This is a genomic window from Massilia sp. LXY-6, from assembly GCF_051233485.1.
Lineage (GTDB): Bacteria > Pseudomonadota > Gammaproteobacteria > Burkholderiales > Burkholderiaceae_D > Telluria.
Genome location: NZ_JBKFGF010000053.1, coordinates 16,136 through 34,815, shown reverse-complemented (window position 1 = coordinate 34,815; position 18,680 = coordinate 16,136). Strand labels below are relative to the sequence as shown.

The window sequence follows — 18,680 nt, the reverse complement described above, 5'->3', positions numbered from 1 at the left end:
ACCCAGCGTCGTTCCCGCGCAGGCGGGAACCCAAGTTCTGCATGCGTCACCGGAACGCCGGCACCTCGGGTTCCCGCCTTCGCGGGAACGACGGTCACGTCACTCGCGGATACCCGGTGATCTCCGCAATGTCCCGGTACAGCGGCTGCAACTGCCGGTACATCCGCCGGTACACCTGCCGGTACAACTTGTCGTACACCTGCCGGTGCGCCGGCACCGGTTCGAACACCCTTCCTACCCTGGTCATCGCCGCCACCGCGGCATCGAAGTCGCGATGCAGGCCGAGGCCGACGGCGGCGTCGATGGCCGCGCCCAGGCCCGAGGTCTCGTACACGTGCGGGCGCGCGGTCGGCAGGCCGAAGATGTCGGCCGTCAGCTGCATCGCGCAATCGCTCTGCGAGCCGCCGCCGGAAACGCGCAGCTCGGTGATCGCCACCCCGCTCCTCTTTTCGATCCTCTCCTTCCCCTCGCGCAGCGCATAGGCCAGCCCTTCGAGGATGGCGCGGTAGACGTGGGCGCGGGTGTGGACATCGCCGAAACCGATGATGCCGCCCTTCGCTTCCCGGCCCGGCATGCGGATGCCCGGCGTCCAGTAGGGTTGCAGCATCAGGCCCATCGAGCCGGGCGGAACTCCCATCGCCATGCGGTCGAACAGCTGCTCCGGCGCGACGTCTTCAAGCAGCGCGCGCAGCTGCTCGGGGTGGCCGAACTGCTCCTTGAACCAGTTGACCATCCAGTAGCCGCGGAACACCTGCACTTCGTTGCTGTAGGCGCCCGGGATCGCCGCCGGGTATGGCGGGATGAAGGGCGTGGCCTCGAGGTAGCGCGTGCTGGTGGTGTTGATGGTGGCCGTGGTGCCGTAGCTCAGGCAGCCCACATGCGGTTCGCGGCAGCCGGCGCCGATCACTTCGCAGGCCTTGTCGGCCGCCGCCGCCAGCAGCGGCAGGCCCTGCGGGATGCCGGTGTCGAGTGTCGCCTGCGCCGAGATCTCGCCCAGGCGCTCGCCCGGCTCGGCCAGCTCGGGCAGCATGTGCGGCTCGACCGCCAGCGCCTGCCATTTCCAGTCGCGGCGCGCGGCCCAGCGGCGGCGCTTGTAGTCGAACGGCAGGTAGGCGACCTGCGAGCCGCTGGAGTCGGCGAAGCGCCCGCACAGCCGCCAGTTCAGGTAGCCGGACAGCAGCAGGAACTTGTCGGTCGCCGCCCAGACCTCGGGCTGGTGGGCCTTGATCCAGTTGATCTCGGCCTCGCCGCGGAAATAATCGATGGTGCCGCCGAACCGGGCCAGCCGGAACGCCGCCTGCCACCACCAGGCGATCGGCGGCACGACATCGGTGCGGCGCTGGTCGAGCCAGGTGATGGCCGGGCGCAGCGGGCGGCCGTCCCTGTCCAGGTTGACGACGGTGCCGCGCTGGGTGGTCACGGCCACGCCCTGCACGGCCGCCTTGTCCACGCCCGGCTGCCCCCATAGTCCCCGGCAGGCCTTGCACAGCGAAGCCCAGTAATCCTCGGGGTCGTGCTCGGCCCAGCCGGGCTGATCGGAAAAGTAAGCCTCCAGCATCACCTGGGACTTCGCCACGATATTCCCCTGCAGGTCGAACAGCAGCGCGCGCACGCTCTGGGTGCCGTTGTCGATGGCGAGGATGGTCGGATTCATCGGGCTCCCTCCTGCGGCAGGCCGTAGTGGGAGTGCCACAAGGCGGCGTAATCGCGCGCCTCCCGTTCCCAGCGGGCGTCATCCCAGCCCAGCTCCGGCTGGCAGATGGCGCGGATGCGCGGCATCAGCGCCGTCCCGCCCTCCCTGAGCTGGAGCCCCAGGCGGGTGCGGCGCAGCAGCAGGTCGTCCAGGCGCTGCACGGCTTCCGCGCGCGCGGCCCAGCGCAGCTCGGCCCACGGGGTCTCGGTGCCGGGGATGAGTGCGAACTCGTCCTCGCCGGCGGCAAGCAGCAAGGCCTCGGCCGCGGCGCCGTGGCGGCCCTGCAGGCGGCGCACCAGCCCGGCGGGCAGGCGGCCGTGAGTCGATGCCGGCGCCGCTGCGAACACCCGGCACGGCCGCAGCGCGTCGCGCCATTCCGGCAACTGGGCGCGCACCTGCTTCAGCGCGTCGAGGGCGATGGCGCGGAAGGTGGTCAGCTTGCCGCCCGCCACCGCCACCAGCCCGTCCTCGCTCCACACGCTGTGCTCGCGCCCCTCCCGGGACGCCTCGGCATGGCCGCCGGCGATCACCGGGCGCACCCCGGCGAAGGTCGACAGCACGTCGGCTTCGACGATGCCGAGCCCGGGAAACTGGGCCTGCAGCGCCGCCAGCAGGTAGTCGAGTTCGGCCCGCGTGATGCGCGCTTCCCTCGCCATCGGCTGCTCATGGTCGAGGTCCGTGGTGCCGACCAGGGTCGTGCCTTCCCACGGATAGGCGAACACCGGGCGTCCGTCCCGCGGATGCATCAGGCTCACGGCCTGGGCCAGCGGCAGGCGCCAGCCCGGCAGGACCAGGTGGCTGCCGCGCAACGGGCGCAGGCGCGGGCCCTTTCCATGCAAAGCGCCGGACCAGGCGCCGGTGGCATCGACCGTCACCCGTGCGCGCACCTCGTGGGTGGTGCCGGCGATGCCGTCGCATACAAGCGCGCCCGCGACGCGGCCGTCGACGCGCAGGAGCGTGCGCGCGCCCACGTAGTTGAGCGCGGCGGCGCCATGCGTCATCGCCTCGCCCAGCACGCGCAGCACCAGGCGCGCATCGTCGGTCTTGGCATCCTGGTAGACGATGCCGCCCGCCAGGCCCGTATTTGCCATATCCGGCGCCACGTTCGGCGCGCGCGCCAGGAACTCGTCGCGGCCCAGCCAGTGCCGCTCGCGCCGGCCGGCCAGCAGGTCGTAGACCGCCAGGCCCGCCAGGAAGCTGCGCCGGCCGCGCTGGCCGTCGTAGTGGGCGAAGGCGAAGCCCTGCGGCTCGACCAGTCCCGGCGCATCGCGCAGCAGGCTTTCGCGCTCGCGCACCGACTCCCTGGTCAGGTGCAGGTGGCCGCCCTTCAGGTAGCGCAGGCCGCCGTGCACCAGCTTCGACGAGCGGCTCGAGGTGCCCCAGGCGAAGTCGCGCTGCTCGACCAGCAGGGCATGCAGCCCACGCCGCGCCGCCTCCAGCAGGATCCCGGCGCCGGTGATGCCGCCGCCGATCACCAGCAGGTCCCATTCGCGCTCCATCAGCGCGGGCAGCGCGCTGCGTCCGTCGCGCCGCCACAGCGGGTTCACGGCATCGTCCTTCATGGCGTCAGCAGCTTGCCGGGGTTCATGCAGCCGCTTGGATCGAACTGGCGGAACAGCGCGCCCAGCGCGTCCATGCCGAGCTGGCCCTTTTCCATGCGCAGCCAGGGTGCGTGGTCGGTCCCGACGCCGTGCTGGTGGCTGATGGTGCCGCCGCCGGCGACGATGGTCTCCGAGACGGCGCTCTTGAGGCGCCCCCAGCGCACCAGGTCGGCATCGTAGTTGCCGGCCAGGCGCCAGATGAAGGTCGTGTACACGCTGGCGCCCTGCGGATACAGGTGCGACAGGTGGGTATAGGCATGCACCCGCTCGCCGTCCACGGCCAGGGCGTCAAGCGCGGCCCGCTCCACCGCGCGCATCGCCGGGCTCACGCGCGGCCAGTCGAGTGCCGTCTCGACGGTGTCGATCGCGTAACCGCGTTCCCAGGCGGCGTTGCGCAGGTAGACGTTGCGGAAGCGGTTCTTCTTCCAGCGCTCGCCCAGGCCGCGCCCCGCATGCACGCCACCATGCCGCCGCGCGATCTTCAGGGCGGCCGCCAGCGCGGCGCGCGCCTGGCCCTGGTTGCCGCTGGCACCGACCAGCAGCATGCACTTGGCGTCTCCGGCGCCGCGCAGGCGCAGCAGGGTTTCCAGCAGCGCGACCTGCTTTTGATTGCCGGCCAGGGTCAGCATGGTCGCCGTCTCGACCGGATTCGACAGCCGCAGCATCGACAGCCCGAGCCGCGCCTGCACGATCGCGCGCACGGCCGGTTCCGCGCGCTCCCAGTCGGGCAGGAACACGGCGTGGAAGGCTTCGAAGTCCGGCAAGGGGCTGATGCGCACCGTGGCTTCCGTGAGGATGCCGAGCCGTCCTTCCGAACCGAGCACCAGCTCGCGCAGGTCCGGTCCGGCGGCGGACGCCGGAAAAGTCGGGATATCGAGCCTGCCTTGCGGCGTCTCCATGCGGCCGCCGGCGAACAGCTGCTCGATGCGGCCATAGCGCAGCGACTGCTGGCCCGAAGAACGCGTGACGACCCAGCCGCCCAGGGTCGAATACTCGAAGGATTGCGGGAAGTGGCCGAGCGTATAGCCGTGCGCGCGCAGCTGGGCTTCCAGGTCCGGCCCGGCCACGCCGGCGCCGAAGGTGGCCAGCAGGGAGTCGCGGTCCAGCGCCGTCATGGCGCGCAGGCGCCGCATGTCGACCGACAGCGTGGGCCGGCCGCGCGCCGCGTCCAGGTGGCCGCACACGCTGGTGCCGCCGCCGTAGGGCACTACCGCCGCGCCGGCATCGATGGCGAAGCGGAGCAGTTCGCGCACGTCCTCCGCGCTTTCCGGGAAGGCGACACCGTCCGGCGCCGCCTCGACCCGGCCATGGCGCAGGCGCAGCCAGTCGGGCAGGCTCTGGCCCAGCGCATGGGTCAGGCGCACCGCCGGCGCGCTGTCCACCAGCGGATGCGGCGGCAGGCGCGAAGGCGGCAGCCGCGCGCACACGGTGTCGAAGGCGGCGTCACGCGGCGCCGTGCCCGGCCCCAGCTCCCGCGCGAGAAAGCGCAGCGCGCCCTCGCCGATCGGCACCTCGATCGAGGCGTCTCCCCAGCCGTTCCATCGCCGCATGGTCTGTCTTCCTTCGTGTTTTTTGCGTAAGATAAGCCAACCGCCCTCCCGCGTATTGCGGATTCATGCCAAGCGCTTGTTCGAACATGCCACCGACGAATGATCCAATGCTCGCCCGGGTTACCGGATCCTATCTGCAGCCGCTGCTGGAGGCGGCCGCCGCGCGCGGGGTCGGCGCAGGCGCGCTCGCGCGGGCGGCCGGACTATCGATCGCGCTCGATCCGCTGCCGGAATCGCTGGCGGCGCGCGACTACATCGCCCTGCTGGCGGCGGGCGCCGAACTGGCCGACGATCCGCACTTCGGCCTGCACGTGGGCGAACGGGTCCGCCTCGGCACCTACAGCGTGTACGGCCTGATCCTGCTGGCCTGCGCCAACTTCGCCCAGGCCCTCGAACAGACGCAGCGCTACGAACAGCTGGCCCACGACCTCGGGCGCTCGCGGCTCGAGGTCGACGCCGGCGCCGATGTCGCCCGCTACACCTGGACCAGCCACTTCCCGGACGCCGGCCGGCACCTGGCCGAAAGCGTGTTCGCCGGCATCCGCACCCTCGGCTCCTGGCTCGCCGGCCGTCCGCTGGCACCGCTGCGCCTGGCCTTCGCGCACGCGAGCGATGCCGGCGCGGCCGAGTACGAGCGGGTGCTGGGGATAGTGCCGGAGTTCGGCGCCGGCGCCCACCTGGCCTGCTTCGATGCCGCCCTGCTGGCGATGCCGGTGCCGAACGCCGACGCCGGCATGTACCCGGTGCTGCAGCAGCACGCCGAACGGCTGCTGCGGGACAGGGAAAGCGAGCGCGAACGCCATGGCATCGTCGCCCAGGTGCGCGCCTGCGTGATCCGCAACCTGGCCAATGACCGCGTGCGCCTGGCCGGCATCGCCGGCGAACTGGGCCTGTCGCCGCGCACCCTGCAGCGCAAGCTGGCGGACAGCGGCGCCAGCTTCCAGCAGGTGCTCGACGGCGCCCGCCATGCGCTGGCCCAGGACTACCTGCGCCGGCGCGGCCTGTCGCTGGCCGACATCGCCTTCCTGCTCGGCTACCAGGAACAGAGCGCGTTCACGCACGCGTTCCGCGAATGGTCGGGGATGAATCCGGGGGCGTGGCGCGAGCGGGCGCTGGCGGGACTCGCCTAGCCTAGCGCCCCAGGCGGCGCAGGTCATCGACCGCCGGCACGATCGCGAGCAGGCACAGCAGGCCAGCCAGCGGCAGCGTCGCCAGGTAGCCGGCATGCTTGAAGCCGAGCGCCCCCGCCAGCCCGCCGCTAAAGAAGCCCAGCAGCAGCGACAGCAGCAGGCGCAGCCTCGCGCGGTTGGCCGTCACCTTCGGCTTGGCCGGGTTGCGGTTCCAGTACAGCATGCGTCCGAGTTCGATGCCGATGTCGGTGACGATGCCGGTCATGTGGGTGGTGCGGATCTCGGCATGCGAGAGCTTGGTGATCAGGGCATTCTGCAAGCCCATCATGAAGCACAGCAGCATCACCGTGGCCCGCACGGACAGCGCATCGACGCTCGCCAGGCGCGCGCCCAGCACGCCGAAGGCCAGCAGCAGGATCGCTTCGAACAACAGCGGCAGCGCATATTCGCTGGCCAGGCCGCGCCGGCGCGCGAAGTTCACGGCGAGCGCGGTGCAGGCTGCGCCCAGCAGGAAGGACAGCACGGCGCCGAGGGCATCCAGCGCCAGGTCCCAGGCGCCCAGGGCCAGGTTGTCGGCCGCCGACGAGATCGCCCCGGTCAGGTGCGAGGTGTACTGGTGCACGGCGAGGAAGCCGCCGGCGTTGATGGCGCCGGCCACGAAGGCGAGCGCCACGCCGAGGTGGCGGTTGGCGCGCGGGCTGCGCGCCTGGCCGAGAAGGCTGCGGGCGTAGTGGAGTGGCACGGCGGACCTGGGCAGTAAATTCCTATGTTTAATATTACTGCATTCCAAGCCAGAGCAGCATCGGTCCGGCCTCGCTATAATTGACCTTCTCACACCGATCCCATCTGACCTGGTAAAGCCGTGAATCCACATCTCGAAAGACTGTACCCCTACCCGTTCGAAAAACTGCGCCAGCTGTTCGCCGGCATCACCCCGAATCCCGAGTACGCCCACATCAGTCTCGGCATCGGCGAGCCCAAGCACCCGACCCCGGCCTTCATCCAGAAGGCCCTCACCCACAACGTGACCGGGCTGGCGAACTATCCGAGCACGCACGGCGGCGAGCCGCTGCGCGCGGCGATTGCCGGCTGGCTGGAGCGCCGCTACGGGGTGCCGGCGCTGGATCCGGACACCATGGTGCTGCCGGTGAACGGTTCGCGCGAGGCGCTGTTTGCAATCGCCCAGTGCGTGGTCGACCCGCGCGCGGCAGGGAACCACGGTGCGAACGGCGGCGCGCTCGTCATGTGCCCGAATCCGTTCTACCAGATTTATGAAGGTGCGGCCTACCTTGCCGGCGCCGAGCCTTATTTCGTGAACTCGGTCCCGGCGCGCAACTTCGCCCCGGACTATGCCAGCGTCCCCGACGACGTCTGGGCACGGGTGCAGCTGCTCTACCTGTGCTCGCCGGGCAATCCGACCGGCGCCGTGCTGACGCTGGATGACTGGCGCGAACTGTTTGAACTGGCCGACCGCCACGGCTTCGTGATCGCGGCCGACGAGTGCTATTCCGAGATCTACTTCGGCGCGACCCCGCCGCTGGGCGCGCTGGAAGCGGCGCACCAGCTCGGCCGCAGTGCCGGCCTGCGTCCCTACGCCAACCTGGTCGTGTTCTCGAGCCTGTCGAAGCGCTCGAACGTGCCGGGCATGCGCTCGGGCTTCGTGGCGGGCGATCCGGACGTGCTGAAGAAATTCCTGCTGTACCGCACCTACTGCGGTGGCGCGATGTCGCCGACCATCCAGGCGGCCTCGATCGTGGCCTGGAACGACGAGGCCCACGTGCAGGAGAACCGCAACCTGTACAAGGAAAAGTTCAACCTCATCACGCCGCTACTGAAGCAGGTGATGGACGTGGAACTGCCCGACGCCGGCTTCTACCTGTGGGCCGACGTGCGCGCCAGCGGCCTGTCGGACACCGAGTTCGCACGCGGCCTGTACGCCGAATATAATGTGACGGTTTTGCCGGGCTCCTACCTCGCGCGCGACGCGCACGGCAGCAACCCCGGCCGTAACCGCATCCGCATGGCGCTCGTCGCCGGCGTGGACGAAGGACTGGAAGCGGCCAACCGCATTGTCCAGTTCTGCAAGGACCTGAAGCCGTCCGCCTGAGACGCCGCACCGATCTATCCATAACCTGAAACGCTGACACATCATGACCCAACAACTCCAGACCATCATCGACACCGCGTGGGAACAGCGCGCCGACATCAGCCCGACCGCAGCCAGCGCAGAAGTGCGCGACGCGGTTGCCCACGTCCTCGCCGGCCTTGACGACGGCAGCCTGCGCGTGGCGCAGAAAGACAGCGGCAGCTGGGTCGTGAACCAGTGGATCAAGAAGGCCGTCCTGCTGTCCTTCCGCCTCGAGAACAACGTGCCCGTCGAAGGCGGCGGCATGCAGTTCTACGACAAGGTGCCGACCAAGTTCGCCGGCTACAGCGCCGAAGATTTCGCCAAGGGCGGGTTCCGCGTGGTGCCGCCGGCCGTGGCCCGCCGCGGCTCCTTCATCGGCAAGAACGTGGTGCTGATGCCGTCCTACGTGAACATCGGCGCCTACGTCGACGAAGGCACCATGGTCGACACCTGGGCCACCGTCGGCTCCTGCGCCCAGATCGGCAAGAACGTCCACCTGTCCGGCGGCGTCGGCATCGGCGGCGTGCTGGAGCCGATGCAGGCCAACCCGACCATCATCGAAGACAATTGCTTCATCGGCGCACGCTCGGAAATCGTCGAAGGCGTGATCGTCGAAGAGAACTCGGTGATCTCGATGGGCGTGTACATCGGCCAGTCGACCAAGATCTACAACCGCGAAACCGGCGAAGTCAGCTACGGCCGCATCCCGGCCGGTTCGGTGGTGGTGTCGGGCTCGCTGCCCTCGCCCGACGGCAAGTACAGCCTGTACTGCGCCGTGATCGTCAAGCAGGTCGATGCGAAGACGCGCGCGAAGACCGGCATCAACGAGCTGCTGCGCGGCATCTGATACGCCGTCGCCCCCGCGAAGGCGGGGGCCCATTTCGTTTCGCAGGGCACTTGGATTCCTGCCTTCGCGGGAATGACGGAGTCGGCATTTCCTCCGCAACAAGGTAGAATCTCCCAAACGCAAAAATTACCGCGAAGCAAGGGAGAGAAAACCATGATGATGGAACGCCTGTTCCAGTTGATGAAGGAAAAGAACGCGTCGGACATGTTCTTCGCGGTGAATTCGCCCGTCCACATCAAGATCAACGGGAACCTCATCCCGATCAACCAGAACAAGCTGGAGCCGGAAAACATCCAGGTGCTGCTGTCCGAGGTCGCCTCGAAGGAGCAGATGGCCGAGCTGGAGCGCGACAACGAGCTGAACATGGGCATTTCCGTGCCGAACCTGGGCCGGTTCCGCCTGTCGGCGTTTCGCCAGCGCGGTTCGATCTCGGCAGTGTTCCGCTTCGTGCCGGCGACTATCCCGCCGCTGTCCGAGCTGGGCCTGCCGCCCGTGTTGTCCGAACTGATCATGGAAAAGCGTGGCCTGCTGCTGATCGTCGGCGCCACCGGTTCCGGCAAGTCGACCACGATCGCGTCGATGCTCGACCATCGCAACGAACAGCGTCCCGGCCACATCCTGACGCTGGAAGACCCGATCGAATACCTGTTCAAGAACAAGAAGGCGATCGTCAACCAGCGCGAGATCGGCAGCGACGCGGCCAGCTTCGAGCTTGCCCTGCGCAACTCGATGCGCCAGGCGCCGGACTGCATCCTGATCGGCGAGATCCGCGACAAGGACACCATGGCCGCGGCCCTGGCCTATGCGCAATCCGGCCACCTGGTGCTGGCAACCCTGCACGCCAACAACAGCTACAACGCGCTGAACCGCATCATCAGCTTCTACCCGATCGAGAACCGCCCCGCCCTGTTGCAGGATTTGTCGTCGGCGGTCAAGGCCATCGTCTCGCAGCGCCTGGTGCGCTCGAAGGCCGGCGGCGCGCGCCAGGCCGCGGTCGAGATCATGGTGAATACCCGCTACATCGCCGACCTGATCGAAAAGGGCGAGATCGGCCAGATCAAGGAAGCGATCGACAAGAGCCTGTCGCCGGGCTCGCAATCCTTCGAAAAGGCGCTGCTGGAACTCGTGCAGGCCGACCTGATCACCCAGGAGGAAGCGCTGGCGAACGCCGACTCGGCCACCAACCTGCTGTGGCTCATCAACAATGGGCCGGACAGCCAGGGGGCGAAGGCCGACGAGCAAGCCATACCGGCCGAGGATGCGGCCGGGCCGTCGTTCACCGAGTTCACGCTCGACAACTGAACGCCGGAAATAGGACGCAGGGATTTGTGACGCCGAGTCACGAATCCGCCGCCGCCCGCAGGGCAGCGACAGGCTTGGAACCGTGTTGTTAAACTATTCTTTGGAGGTAGCGGCCTGTGCTATCCTTCGCGCCTTTCCTCTGCACCAACGCCATGAAAAAAATTCTATACGGCATTCCGAACTGCGACACCGTCAAGAAAGCACGCACCTGGCTGGCCGAGCATGGCCAGGACGTCGAGTTCCACGATTTCAAGAAGCAAGGTCTCACACGGGAGATCCTTGCGGCCTGGCTTCAGCAGCTCGACTGGGAAATCCTGGTCAACCGCAAGGGCACGACCTGGCGCAAGCTGCCGGACGAGCGCCGCGCGCAAGTGGTCGACAAGGGCAGCGCCCTCGAGCTGATGCTGGAGAACCCGTCCGTCATCAAGCGCCCCGTGCTCGAAGGCGCCGGTCCGCTGAAGGTCGGTTTTTCGGCCGACGAGTACGAACGCAGCTTCGGAGACTGGCCCGCATGAAGACCTCGCGCACCCTGCAGCTGACCGAGGAACTGATCGCCCTCGATTCGGTCACCCCGCAGGACAAGGGCTGCCAGCAGCGCCTGAGCGCGCTGCTGGCGCCGCTCGGCTTCCATTGCGAGACCATCGAATCGAACGGGGTGACCAACCTGTGGGCGCGCAGGGGTAGCGAATCGCCCGTGTTCGTGTTCGCCGGCCACACCGACGTGGTGCCGGCCGGCCCGCTCGACCAGTGGCACTCGCAGCCCTTCGCCCCGACCCGGCGCGACGGCAAGCTGTACGGCCGTGGCGCGTCCGACATGAAGACCTCGATCGCGGCGATGGTCGTCGCCGCCGAGGAATTCGTCGAGGCGCACCCGGGCCATGCCGGCTCGATCGCCTTCCTGATCACCAGCGACGAGGAAGGCCCGGCCGTGGACGGCACCGTGCTCGTGTGCGACATGCTGGAAGAACGCGGCGAGACGATCGACTACTGCCTGGTCGGTGAGCCGACCTCCAGCCACGTGCTGGGCGACATGATCAAGAACGGCCGCCGCGGCTCGCTGTCGGGCTGCCTGAAGGTCAAGGGCGTGCAGGGCCACATCGCCTATCCGCACCTGGCGCGCAATCCGATCCACCAGGCGGCGCCGGCGCTGGCCGAACTCGCCGCCGAAGTGTGGGACGAGGGCAACGAGTACTTCCCGCCGACCAGCTGGCAGGTCTCGAACATCCATGCCGGCACCGGCGCCAACAACGTCATCCCGGGCCTGCTGACGGTCGACTTCAACTTCCGCTTCTCGACCGCCAGCACGGCCGACGGCCTGGAAGCGCGCGTGCACGCCATCCTCGACCGGCACGGCCTCGACTACGACCTGACGTGGACCCTGTCCGGCGAACCCTTCCTGACGCCGAAGGGCACGCTGTCCGAAGCGGTGTGCGGCGCCATCAAGCACGAGCTGGGCGTGAGCACCGAACTGTCGACCACCGGCGGGACCTCGGACGGGCGCTTCATCGCCCGCATCTGCCCCCAGGTGATAGAATTCGGGCCACCGAACGCCAGCATCCACAAGATCGACGAACACATCGAGCTGCGCTACATCGACCCGCTCAAGAACATCTACCGCCGCACGCTGGAAGCGTTGCTGGCGCCTTCGCCGCCCGCGGCGTAACCGACTCAGCGAGACCCCCGACATGGCCATGACCACGCCCAATTTCTGCACGCCGCGCGACCTGCTGCGTTATGCCGTCACCCGCTTCAACACCGCCAAGCTGTTTTTCGGCCATGGCAGCGCCGAAGCCCTCGACGAAGCCGCCTACCTGATCCTGCACACCCTGAAGCTCCCGCTGGACAAGCTCGAGCCCTTCCTCGACGCGCGCCTGCTGCAAGAGGAGGTGCTGCAGGTGCTGGCCGTGATCGAGCGCCGCGTCAGCGAGCGCGTGCCGGCCGCCTACATCACCAACGAAGCCTGGCTGGGCAGCTACAATTTCTACGTCGACGAACGCGTGCTGGTGCCGCGCTCCTTCATCGCCGAACTGATCCCGAACCTGTTCAGCCCCTGGATCCAGGATCCGGATGCGGTCGAGAACGTACTCGAACTGTGCACCGGTTCCGGCTGCCTGGCGATCATGCTGGCCGACGCCTTCCCGAACGCGACGGTGGATGCGGTCGACATCTCGAAGGACGCGCTGGCCGTCGCCGAGCACAACATCCGCGACTACAAACTGGCCGGCCGCGTGAACCCGATCGAGTCCGACCTGTACGAGAACGTGCCGTTCAAGAAGTACGACCTGATCGTCACCAATCCGCCGTACGTGAACAGCGATTCGATGTCGCGCCTGCCGCCGGAATACATGCGCGAGCCGCAGATCGCCCTGGCCGGCGGTGAGGATGGCATGGACCTGGTGCGCAAGATCGTCGACGGCGCCGCCGAACGCCTGACGCCGGAAGGCATGCTGGTGGTCGAGATCGGCAACGAGCGCGAGTACGCGGAAGCGGCCTTCGGCCACCTGGGCCTGACCTGGCTGACCACCAGCCAGGGCGACGATGCGGTGTTCCTGCTGACGGCTGAGCAGCTGGCGAAATAAAGCAAGCCCGTCGTTCCCGCGCAGGCGGGAACCCAAGTTCTTGCGATTCGAAGAGCTTGGATTCCCGCCTGCGCGGGAATGACGGATCAAACGATTACTGTGGTTTCTCCATGATCCGATTCTCCAACGTCAGTCTGATGCGCGGCACCAAGCCGCTGCTGGAAGACGCCGACCTCACCCTCAATCCCGGCGACAAGATCGGCCTGATCGGCGCGAACGGCGCCGGCAAGTCCAGCCTGTTCGCCATGCTGCGCAGCGAGCTCCACCCGGACCAGGGCGAGATCGATTTCCCGCAGCGCTGGCGCATGGCCTACGTGGCCCAGGAGACGCCGGCGCTGGACCGTCCGGCGATCGACTACGCGATCGACGGCGACGCCGGCCTGCGCACGCTGCAGTCGGAACTGGAACGCCTCGAAGCCGCCCCGCACACCCAGGAAAACGGGATCGCGATCGGCAATCTGCACGCGGCGCTGGCGGACGCCGACGCCTACACGGTGCAGTCGCGCGCCGAGCAGCTGCTGCTGGGCCTGGGCTTCTCGCTGGAGCAGATGCAGCAGCCGGTGGCCAGCTTCTCGGGCGGCTGGCGGATGCGCCTGAACCTGGCGCAGGCCCTGATGTGCCCTTCCGACCTGCTGCTGCTGGACGAACCGACCAACCACCTGGACCTGGACGCCATCATCTGGCTGGAAGACTGGCTGAAGCGCTACCCCGGCACCCTGATCATCATCTCGCACGACCGCGACTTCCTCGACGAGATCGTGAACGTGGTCGTCCACATCGACGAGCGCAAGCTGAAGCGCTACTCGGGCAACTACTCCGCCTTCGAGCGCCAGCGCGCCGCCCACATGGTGCTGGCCGCGGCCGCCTTCGAGAAGCAGCAGCGCACCCGCGCCCACCTGCAATCCTTCGTCGACCGCTTCAAGGCCAAGGCCACCAAGGCGCGCCAGGCCCAGAGCCGCATGAAGGCGCTGGCCAAGATGGAGGAGCTGGCCCCGCTGCGCGCCGCCGCCGAGTTCTCGTTCGAGTTCCGCGAGCCGCTGTCGGCGCCGAATCCGCTGCTGGTGATGGAAGACGTCGACGCCGGCTACCCGATCCTCGACGGGCACGGCGACAAGGTCGGCGGCAAGACCATCGTGCACCGCGTGAATTTTTCGCTGCAGACCGGCCAGCGCATCGGCCTGCTGGGCGTGAACGGCGCCGGTAAGTCCACGCTGATCAAGACCATCGCGAACGAACTGGCACCCCTGGCCGGCACCGCCACGCTGGGCAAGGGCCTGGTGATCGGCTACTTCGCCCAGCACCAGGTCGAGATGCTGCGCCACGACGAATCGCCGCTGTGGCACCTGCAAAAGATCGCGCCCACCGTGCGCGAGCAGGAGCTGCGCAACTTCCTGGGCGGCTTCAACTTCCCGGGCGATATGGTGACCAGCCCGATCAAGCCCTTCTCCGGCGGCGAAAAGGCGCGCCTGGCGCTGGCCCTGATCGTCTGGCAGCGCCCCAACCTGCTGCTGCTGGACGAACCGACCAACCACCTGGACCTCGAAACGCGCGAGGCGCTCACGCTGGCGCTGGCCCAGTTCGAAGGCACGCTGGTGGTGGTCTCGCACGACCGCCACCTGCTGCGCGCCACCACCGATGAATTCATCATCGTCGCCGACGGCCGCCTGCAACCCTTCGACGGCGACCTGGACGACTACAAGAACTGGCTGTTCCAGACCAAGCTGGGCAAGGGCGACGCCGCCACGCCGCTGCCGTCGAAGATTGATGCGCCGGCGTCGAACGCGGCCGCCGCGGCGCCCATCGCGGCCGTCGACCGCAAGGAGCAGAAGCGCCTGGAAGCCGAGGAGCGCCAGCGCATGGCCGCCGTGAAGAAGCCGATCGAAAACCGCATCAAGCGGCTCGAAGAGCAGATGGCCAAGCTGAACGCACGCAAGGCCGAGATCGATGCGCGCCTGCTGGAGCCGGCGATCTACGAGGCGGACAAGAAGGAAGCGCTGAAGACCCTGGTCTCCGACCAGGCCTTCGTGGTACGCGACCTGGGAACGCTGGAAGAAGAGTGGCTGGAGTTGCAGGAGCAGCTCGAAAGCCTGGCGGCGTAGAGATGCCGTCGTCCCGCGCGGGGACGACGCTTTCGGGACTCAAGCCACTTGCCGCGCCGCCGCCGGCTTGCGCACCGACATCAGCCGCTCGATGTCGACCAGGATCAGGCGCCGCCCGCCCGCCTGCCCCAGGCCGAGCAGGTATTCGGGCCGTTCGCCGTTCGCCGCCGCGACCGGCAGCGGCGCCACCTGTTCCGGCACGAGGGTGAGCACGCCGGTCACGCCATCCACCACCATCCCCATCACGCAGCTGGAGAGCCGGAGGATGATCACGTCGGTCATCGGATCGGGCGCGTCCGGCGAAGTGCCGCAGGCGACGCGCATGTCGACCAGGGGGATGATCACCCCGCGCGACACGGCGACCCCGTCAATGATCTCCCCGCTCGCGGCGAAGCGCTCGAGGGCCTTGAGGACGCGCAGTTCCTGTACCTTGGCGAAGTCGATGCCGTATTCGCGGCCGCCGAGCGAAAAGCTCAGGAACTGGGTCGGATGGAAGCCGGAGGAAGTCGTGGTGTCATGCATGGCGCGCGTCCTTTATTCAGGATGGTCATACTAAGGCGGACAGTTCCTGATAAAGTTGAGTACAGTCAACTTTTCCTTGAAGCAAAAGCAAGTTTGCTTTCGCCGGGCGCGCCCGTACAATGTCCGCCCATGTGCGCAAGCGAAACGATGAGGACCTGACCATGTACCGGTGGCTGCGACGCCTGATTTACGGCCCTTCCGTGCCTGCGCGGCCGGCGCCGTCCACGACCGCGCGGTCAGCCGCCCCTGCGCCCGTCCCGCAGCCTGCGCCGGCTGCGCCCGCCCCCGCCCCCGCCCCCGCTCCCGCCATCCCCGTGCCGGCCGGCCAACCGATCGGCATACCGATCGCCTTCGAGCTGCTCGACCGCGTCGGCGGTGCCTGGAACGCCTGGCTGTTCGAGCGTGCCGACGAGGGCGGCCTGGAACTCAATCCTCATGAAGCCCAGGTGCTGGAGACGCTGGCCGGGATCCTGACCTCGCAGCAGTCGGGCGCCGCGCTGGTGCGGCGGATGCCGGGCCTGATCCCGCAACTGCTGCAAAGCCTGCGCAGCGAAAGCTTTTCCGGCAGCGCGCTGTCGCGCACGATTTCGTCCGACGTGGTGCTGGTGGCGGCGGTGATCCGCCTCGCCAACAGCTGCTACCAGGGCACCGGCGCCACCGTCACCAGCGTCGAGCAGGCGGTGATCCTGATCGGCCAGGAAGGCCTGCGCCAGCTGATCACGACCGTCGCCTTCCGCCCCATCATCGACGTCCATTCCGGCTTCTACGTGCGGCGCCTGGCGCCGATCCTGTGGGAACACTCGGAACGCTGCGCGGTCGCCGCGCGCGCGATCGCGCCGAAGCTCGGCATCGAAGCCTTCGACGCCTTCCTGGCGGCCCTGCTGCAGAACGTCGGCCTGACCGTGGCCCTGCGCACGATGGACCAGGTGACCAAGGGCGAGCCGCAGCTCGGTTCCGGCGTGTTCTGGGCCCAGCTGGGCCGCGACACGCGCCGCCTGAGCGTCAGCATCGCGCGCGAGTGGAATTTCCCGGACAGCGTGGTGCAGGCATTGGCCGAACAGGGCGGGCTGCGCAAGGGGGCGGCGATGTCGCCGCTGGGAAGGCTGCTGATGCTGGTCGACTACCTGGGCAAGCTCAGGATGCTGGCCGAGCAGGGGATGGTGGAGGATGACGATGCCACGCTGTTTGCGGGGCTGCCGGAGACTGCTGGGGAGTGTTACGGGCTGCTGGCATCCAGATGACCGTCGTTCCCGACCTGGTCGGGAACGACGGAGCAAAACTTACGGTTTTACGGACGCATCGGTCTTGGCCAGTTCGCGGTTCTGCTCATCCAGCCACTGCTTCAGCGGCGCAAAATAATCCAGCATCGCGGTCGCATCCATCTTGTCCTCGCCGGTGACGGCTTTCAGCGCCTCCGGCCAGGGCTTCGATTTACCCATCGCCAGCATCTGCTGGAACTTCGCGCCCGCCTTCTTGTTGCCGTAGACCGAGCAGCGGTTCAGCGGGCCGGTGTAGCCGGCTTCGCGGCACAGCGCGCGGTGGAACTGGAACTGCAGCACGTGGGCCAGGAAGTAGCGCGCGTACGGGGTATCGCTGGCGACGTGGAACTTGGCGCCGGCGTCGAAACCGCCCTCCGCGATCGGGGCCGGACGGCCGACGCCCTGGTACTGCTCCTTCAGCGCCCACCAGGCCTTGTCGTAGTCGGCCGGCTTGACCTGGCCGGAATACACCTGCCAGCGCCACTTGTCGACCATGTAGCCGAACGGCAGGAAGGCGACCTTCTGCAGCGCGGTGTACAGCAGCGGGCCGATGTCCTGGGACGAGTTCAGCTCTTGATTCGGCTCCTGTTTCATCAGGCCGATCTGCTTCAGGTAGGCCGGGGTGATCGACAGCGCCACGGTATCGCCGATGGCTTCGTGGAAGCCGTCGTTGGCGCCGTTCTTGAACATCGGCGACTGTCCGCTGTAGGCCAGGTCATAGTACAGGTGGCCCAGCTCGTGGTGGATGACGCGGAAATCCTCGGCGGTCGGGGTGATGCACATCTTCACGCGCACGTCGTCCTTGCCGTCCAGGTCCCAGGCCGAGGCGTGGCACACGACTTCACGGTCGCGCGGCTTGGTCAGCAGCGAACGCTCCCAGAAGGTCGCCGGCAGCGCGCGCATGCCGAGCGAGGTGTAGAAGCCCTCGGCATAGCGGGTCATCGCCACGGCGTCGGTCTTGCGCTCTTCCAGCAGTGCGGTCAGGTCTTCGCCCCCCTCCTTGGTGGCGGGTTTCAGCAGCGGGTACAGGTTGTCCCAGCTCTGCGCCCACATATTGCCCAGCAGGTGGGCCGGGATCGGACCGCTGGCCGGCACCACCGATGCGCCGTAGGCCTGGCGCAGCTTGTAGCGGGTATAGGTGTGCAGCGCGTCGTACAGCGGCTTGACCTGCTGCCACAGGCGCTCCATCTCTGCCGAGAAGGCTTCCGGGCTCATGTCGTAGCCCGAACGCCACAGCGCGCCGGTGTCGGCATAGCCCATCGTGCGCGCGCCCTTGTTCGAGACTTCGACGTACTTGACGTAGTCGTCCTTGTAGGCCGGCGACTGGGCGTGCCAGCCGAGCCAGACTTCCTTCAGGCGGTTCGGGTCGCGGCTGCTGGCCAGCACCTTTTCGAGTTCGCCGAGCGGCATGCATTCGGCTTTAACGGCGTCAGGCTTCGCCCCAGCGCCGGCGGCCGGCGCGGTGGCGGCCGCCGGGCAGTACTTGGCCTTGCCGTAGGCCCCGGTCATGCCGGCCGCCAGGCGCGCGTAGGCGGCGCGGTCGACGGCCTCCGGCAGCATCAGGGTCTGCTGCAGCAGCATCAGCTTGCGCGCGCTGGCTTGCGGCAGCTTCAGGTCCTTGTAGCGGCGCGCCTTCAAGGCCGTTTCTCCGCGCAGGGTCAGGAAGCCTTCGTTGGCCTGGGCCGTCATGGTCTGGGTGTCGAGCGTGATGAAGTTCTCGGCCACCCACTCGGCGCGCTCGGCGTCCAGGCCGAGCTGCTCGAGCTTCTCTTCGGCGTCCTTGATGAAGCGTTCGGCTTCCAGCACGGTCGGTTTGCCCTGGATTTTCGCAGGGGCTGCTCTGGTGGCGGCCGCCGCCGGCAGCGCCAGCACGGAACTGGCGCAAACCGCGGCGACCAGCGCCGCGATCATGCCGCGGCGGTACGCTGGATGAATCGTGTTCAAGTTTTCTCCTCCTCTTGGTTTTTTTC

General features: G+C 68.0%; 14 protein-coding genes and 1 pseudogene. 9 read left to right on the top strand and 6 right to left on the bottom strand.

Going from position 1 to position 18,680, the window contains the following annotated elements; all coding sequences use genetic code 11:
- Nucleotides 1–94 precede the first annotated feature (94 nt).
- Genes ACI48D_RS21700 through ACI48D_RS21690 form a run of 3 tightly spaced genes read right to left on the bottom strand, consistent with a single transcriptional unit; the run spans nt 95 to nt 4,844 of the window.
- Entirely contained in the window at nt 95–1,654 is a 1,560-nt protein-coding gene (locus ACI48D_RS21700) for an FGGY-family carbohydrate kinase (protein WP_435573324.1), read from the bottom strand.
- Nucleotides 1,651–3,255 (bottom strand): glycerol-3-phosphate dehydrogenase/oxidase, encoded by a 1,605-nt coding sequence (locus ACI48D_RS21695; RefSeq protein ID WP_435573323.1) that lies wholly within the window; start codon nt 3,253–3,255, stop codon nt 1,651–1,653. The genes ACI48D_RS21700 and ACI48D_RS21695 overlap by 4 nt, the downstream gene beginning before the upstream one ends.
- The gene (locus ACI48D_RS21690) at nt 3,252–4,844 is read right to left on the bottom strand and encodes an FAD-binding oxidoreductase (RefSeq protein WP_435573322.1); all 1,593 of its coding nucleotides are present in this window, start codon (nt 4,842–4,844) and stop codon (nt 3,252–3,254) included. Before ACI48D_RS21690 ends, ACI48D_RS21695 begins: the two co-directional genes overlap by 4 nt.
- Nucleotides 4,845–4,951: 107 nt before the next feature.
- Here ACI48D_RS21690 and ACI48D_RS21685 point away from each other — a divergent pair, with 107 nt between their 5' ends.
- Nucleotides 4,952–5,974, top strand: coding sequence for an AraC family transcriptional regulator (locus tag ACI48D_RS21685; protein WP_435573321.1), 1,023 nt, complete (start codon nt 4,952–4,954; stop codon nt 5,972–5,974).
- Nucleotides 5,975–5,990: 16 nt separating this feature from the next.
- On the opposite strand, the pseudogene ACI48D_RS21680 reads toward ACI48D_RS21685, so the two are convergent.
- Nucleotides 5,991–6,716: pseudogene (locus ACI48D_RS21680) on the bottom strand (YoaK family protein); the annotation flags it as partial.
- 120 nt (nt 6,717–6,836) lie between these two features.
- Between ACI48D_RS21680 and dapC the strand changes: the two are divergent.
- The 7 genes from dapC (at nt 6,837) to ACI48D_RS21645 (ending at nt 14,929) form a co-directional block, all read left to right on the top strand.
- Nucleotides 6,837–8,081, top strand: coding sequence for a succinyldiaminopimelate transaminase (dapC, locus tag ACI48D_RS21675; RefSeq protein ID WP_435573320.1), 1,245 nt, complete (start codon nt 6,837–6,839; stop codon nt 8,079–8,081).
- Between the two features lie 43 nt (nt 8,082–8,124).
- Nucleotides 8,125–8,949 (top strand): 2,3,4,5-tetrahydropyridine-2,6-dicarboxylate N-succinyltransferase, encoded by an 825-nt coding sequence (gene dapD / locus ACI48D_RS21670; RefSeq protein ID WP_435573319.1) that lies wholly within the window; start codon nt 8,125–8,127, stop codon nt 8,947–8,949.
- Nucleotides 8,950–9,102: 153 nt separating this feature from the next.
- Nucleotides 9,103–10,251, top strand: a complete 1,149-nt coding sequence (locus tag ACI48D_RS21665; protein WP_435573318.1) for a PilT/PilU family type 4a pilus ATPase — start codon at nt 9,103–9,105, stop codon at nt 10,249–10,251.
- Between the two features lie 152 nt (nt 10,252–10,403).
- Complete coding sequence (locus tag ACI48D_RS21660; RefSeq protein ID WP_435573317.1) at nt 10,404–10,766, top strand: ArsC family reductase; 363 nt, start codon at nt 10,404–10,406, stop codon at nt 10,764–10,766.
- A complete protein-coding gene (gene dapE, locus ACI48D_RS21655; RefSeq protein WP_435573316.1) occupies nt 10,763–11,914 on the top strand; it encodes a succinyl-diaminopimelate desuccinylase in 1,152 nt (383 codons plus the stop codon). Before ACI48D_RS21660 ends, dapE begins: the two co-directional genes overlap by 4 nt.
- A gap of 28 nt (nt 11,915–11,942) precedes the next feature.
- On the top strand, nt 11,943–12,830 hold the full coding sequence (gene prmB / locus ACI48D_RS21650; protein ID WP_435573315.1) for a 50S ribosomal protein L3 N(5)-glutamine methyltransferase: 888 nt from the start codon (nt 11,943–11,945) through the stop codon (nt 12,828–12,830).
- Between the two features lie 110 nt (nt 12,831–12,940).
- A complete protein-coding gene (locus ACI48D_RS21645; protein ID WP_435573314.1) occupies nt 12,941–14,929 on the top strand; it encodes an ATP-binding cassette domain-containing protein in 1,989 nt (662 codons plus the stop codon).
- Nucleotides 14,930–14,968: 39 nt separating this feature from the next.
- Here the strand turns inward: ACI48D_RS21645 and ACI48D_RS21640 are convergent, their stop codons facing one another.
- The gene (locus ACI48D_RS21640) at nt 14,969–15,451 is read right to left on the bottom strand and encodes a chemotaxis protein CheW (protein WP_435573313.1); all 483 of its coding nucleotides are present in this window, start codon (nt 15,449–15,451) and stop codon (nt 14,969–14,971) included.
- Nucleotides 15,452–15,765: 314 nt separating this feature from the next.
- Here ACI48D_RS21640 and ACI48D_RS21635 point away from each other — a divergent pair, with 314 nt between their 5' ends.
- Complete coding sequence (locus ACI48D_RS21635) at nt 15,766–16,692, top strand: HDOD domain-containing protein (protein WP_435573312.1); 927 nt, start codon at nt 15,766–15,768, stop codon at nt 16,690–16,692.
- A 39-nt stretch (nt 16,693–16,731) separates the two neighbouring features.
- Here ACI48D_RS21635 and ACI48D_RS21630 read toward each other — a convergent pair whose 3' ends face one another.
- Complete coding sequence (locus tag ACI48D_RS21630) at nt 16,732–18,654, bottom strand: M2 family metallopeptidase (RefSeq protein WP_435573311.1); 1,923 nt, start codon at nt 18,652–18,654, stop codon at nt 16,732–16,734.
- Nucleotides 18,655–18,680 lie beyond the last annotated feature (26 nt).

What these genes read in the sequence shown, in the direction of transcription:
- ACI48D_RS21700 (WP_435573324.1), bottom strand. Translation starts at nt 1,654, where the DNA reads ATGAATCCGACCATCCTCGCCATCGACAACGGCACCCAGAGCGTGCGC.
- ACI48D_RS21695 (WP_435573323.1), bottom strand. Translation starts at nt 3,255, where the DNA reads ATGAAGGACGATGCCGTGAACCCGCTGTGGCGGCGCGACGGACGCAGC.
- ACI48D_RS21690 (WP_435573322.1), bottom strand. Translation starts at nt 4,844, where the DNA reads ATGCGGCGATGGAACGGCTGGGGAGACGCCTCGATCGAGGTGCCGATC.
- ACI48D_RS21685 (WP_435573321.1), top strand. Translation starts at nt 4,952, where the DNA reads ATGCTCGCCCGGGTTACCGGATCCTATCTGCAGCCGCTGCTGGAGGCG.
- dapD (WP_435573319.1), top strand. Translation starts at nt 8,125, where the DNA reads ATGACCCAACAACTCCAGACCATCATCGACACCGCGTGGGAACAGCGC.
- ACI48D_RS21665 (WP_435573318.1), top strand. Translation starts at nt 9,103, where the DNA reads ATGATGATGGAACGCCTGTTCCAGTTGATGAAGGAAAAGAACGCGTCG.
- ACI48D_RS21660 (WP_435573317.1), top strand. Translation starts at nt 10,404, where the DNA reads ATGAAAAAAATTCTATACGGCATTCCGAACTGCGACACCGTCAAGAAA.
- dapE (WP_435573316.1), top strand. Translation starts at nt 10,763, where the DNA reads ATGAAGACCTCGCGCACCCTGCAGCTGACCGAGGAACTGATCGCCCTC.
- prmB (WP_435573315.1), top strand. Translation starts at nt 11,943, where the DNA reads ATGACCACGCCCAATTTCTGCACGCCGCGCGACCTGCTGCGTTATGCC.
- ACI48D_RS21645 (WP_435573314.1), top strand. Translation starts at nt 12,941, where the DNA reads ATGATCCGATTCTCCAACGTCAGTCTGATGCGCGGCACCAAGCCGCTG.
- ACI48D_RS21640 (WP_435573313.1), bottom strand. Translation starts at nt 15,451, where the DNA reads ATGCATGACACCACGACTTCCTCCGGCTTCCATCCGACCCAGTTCCTG.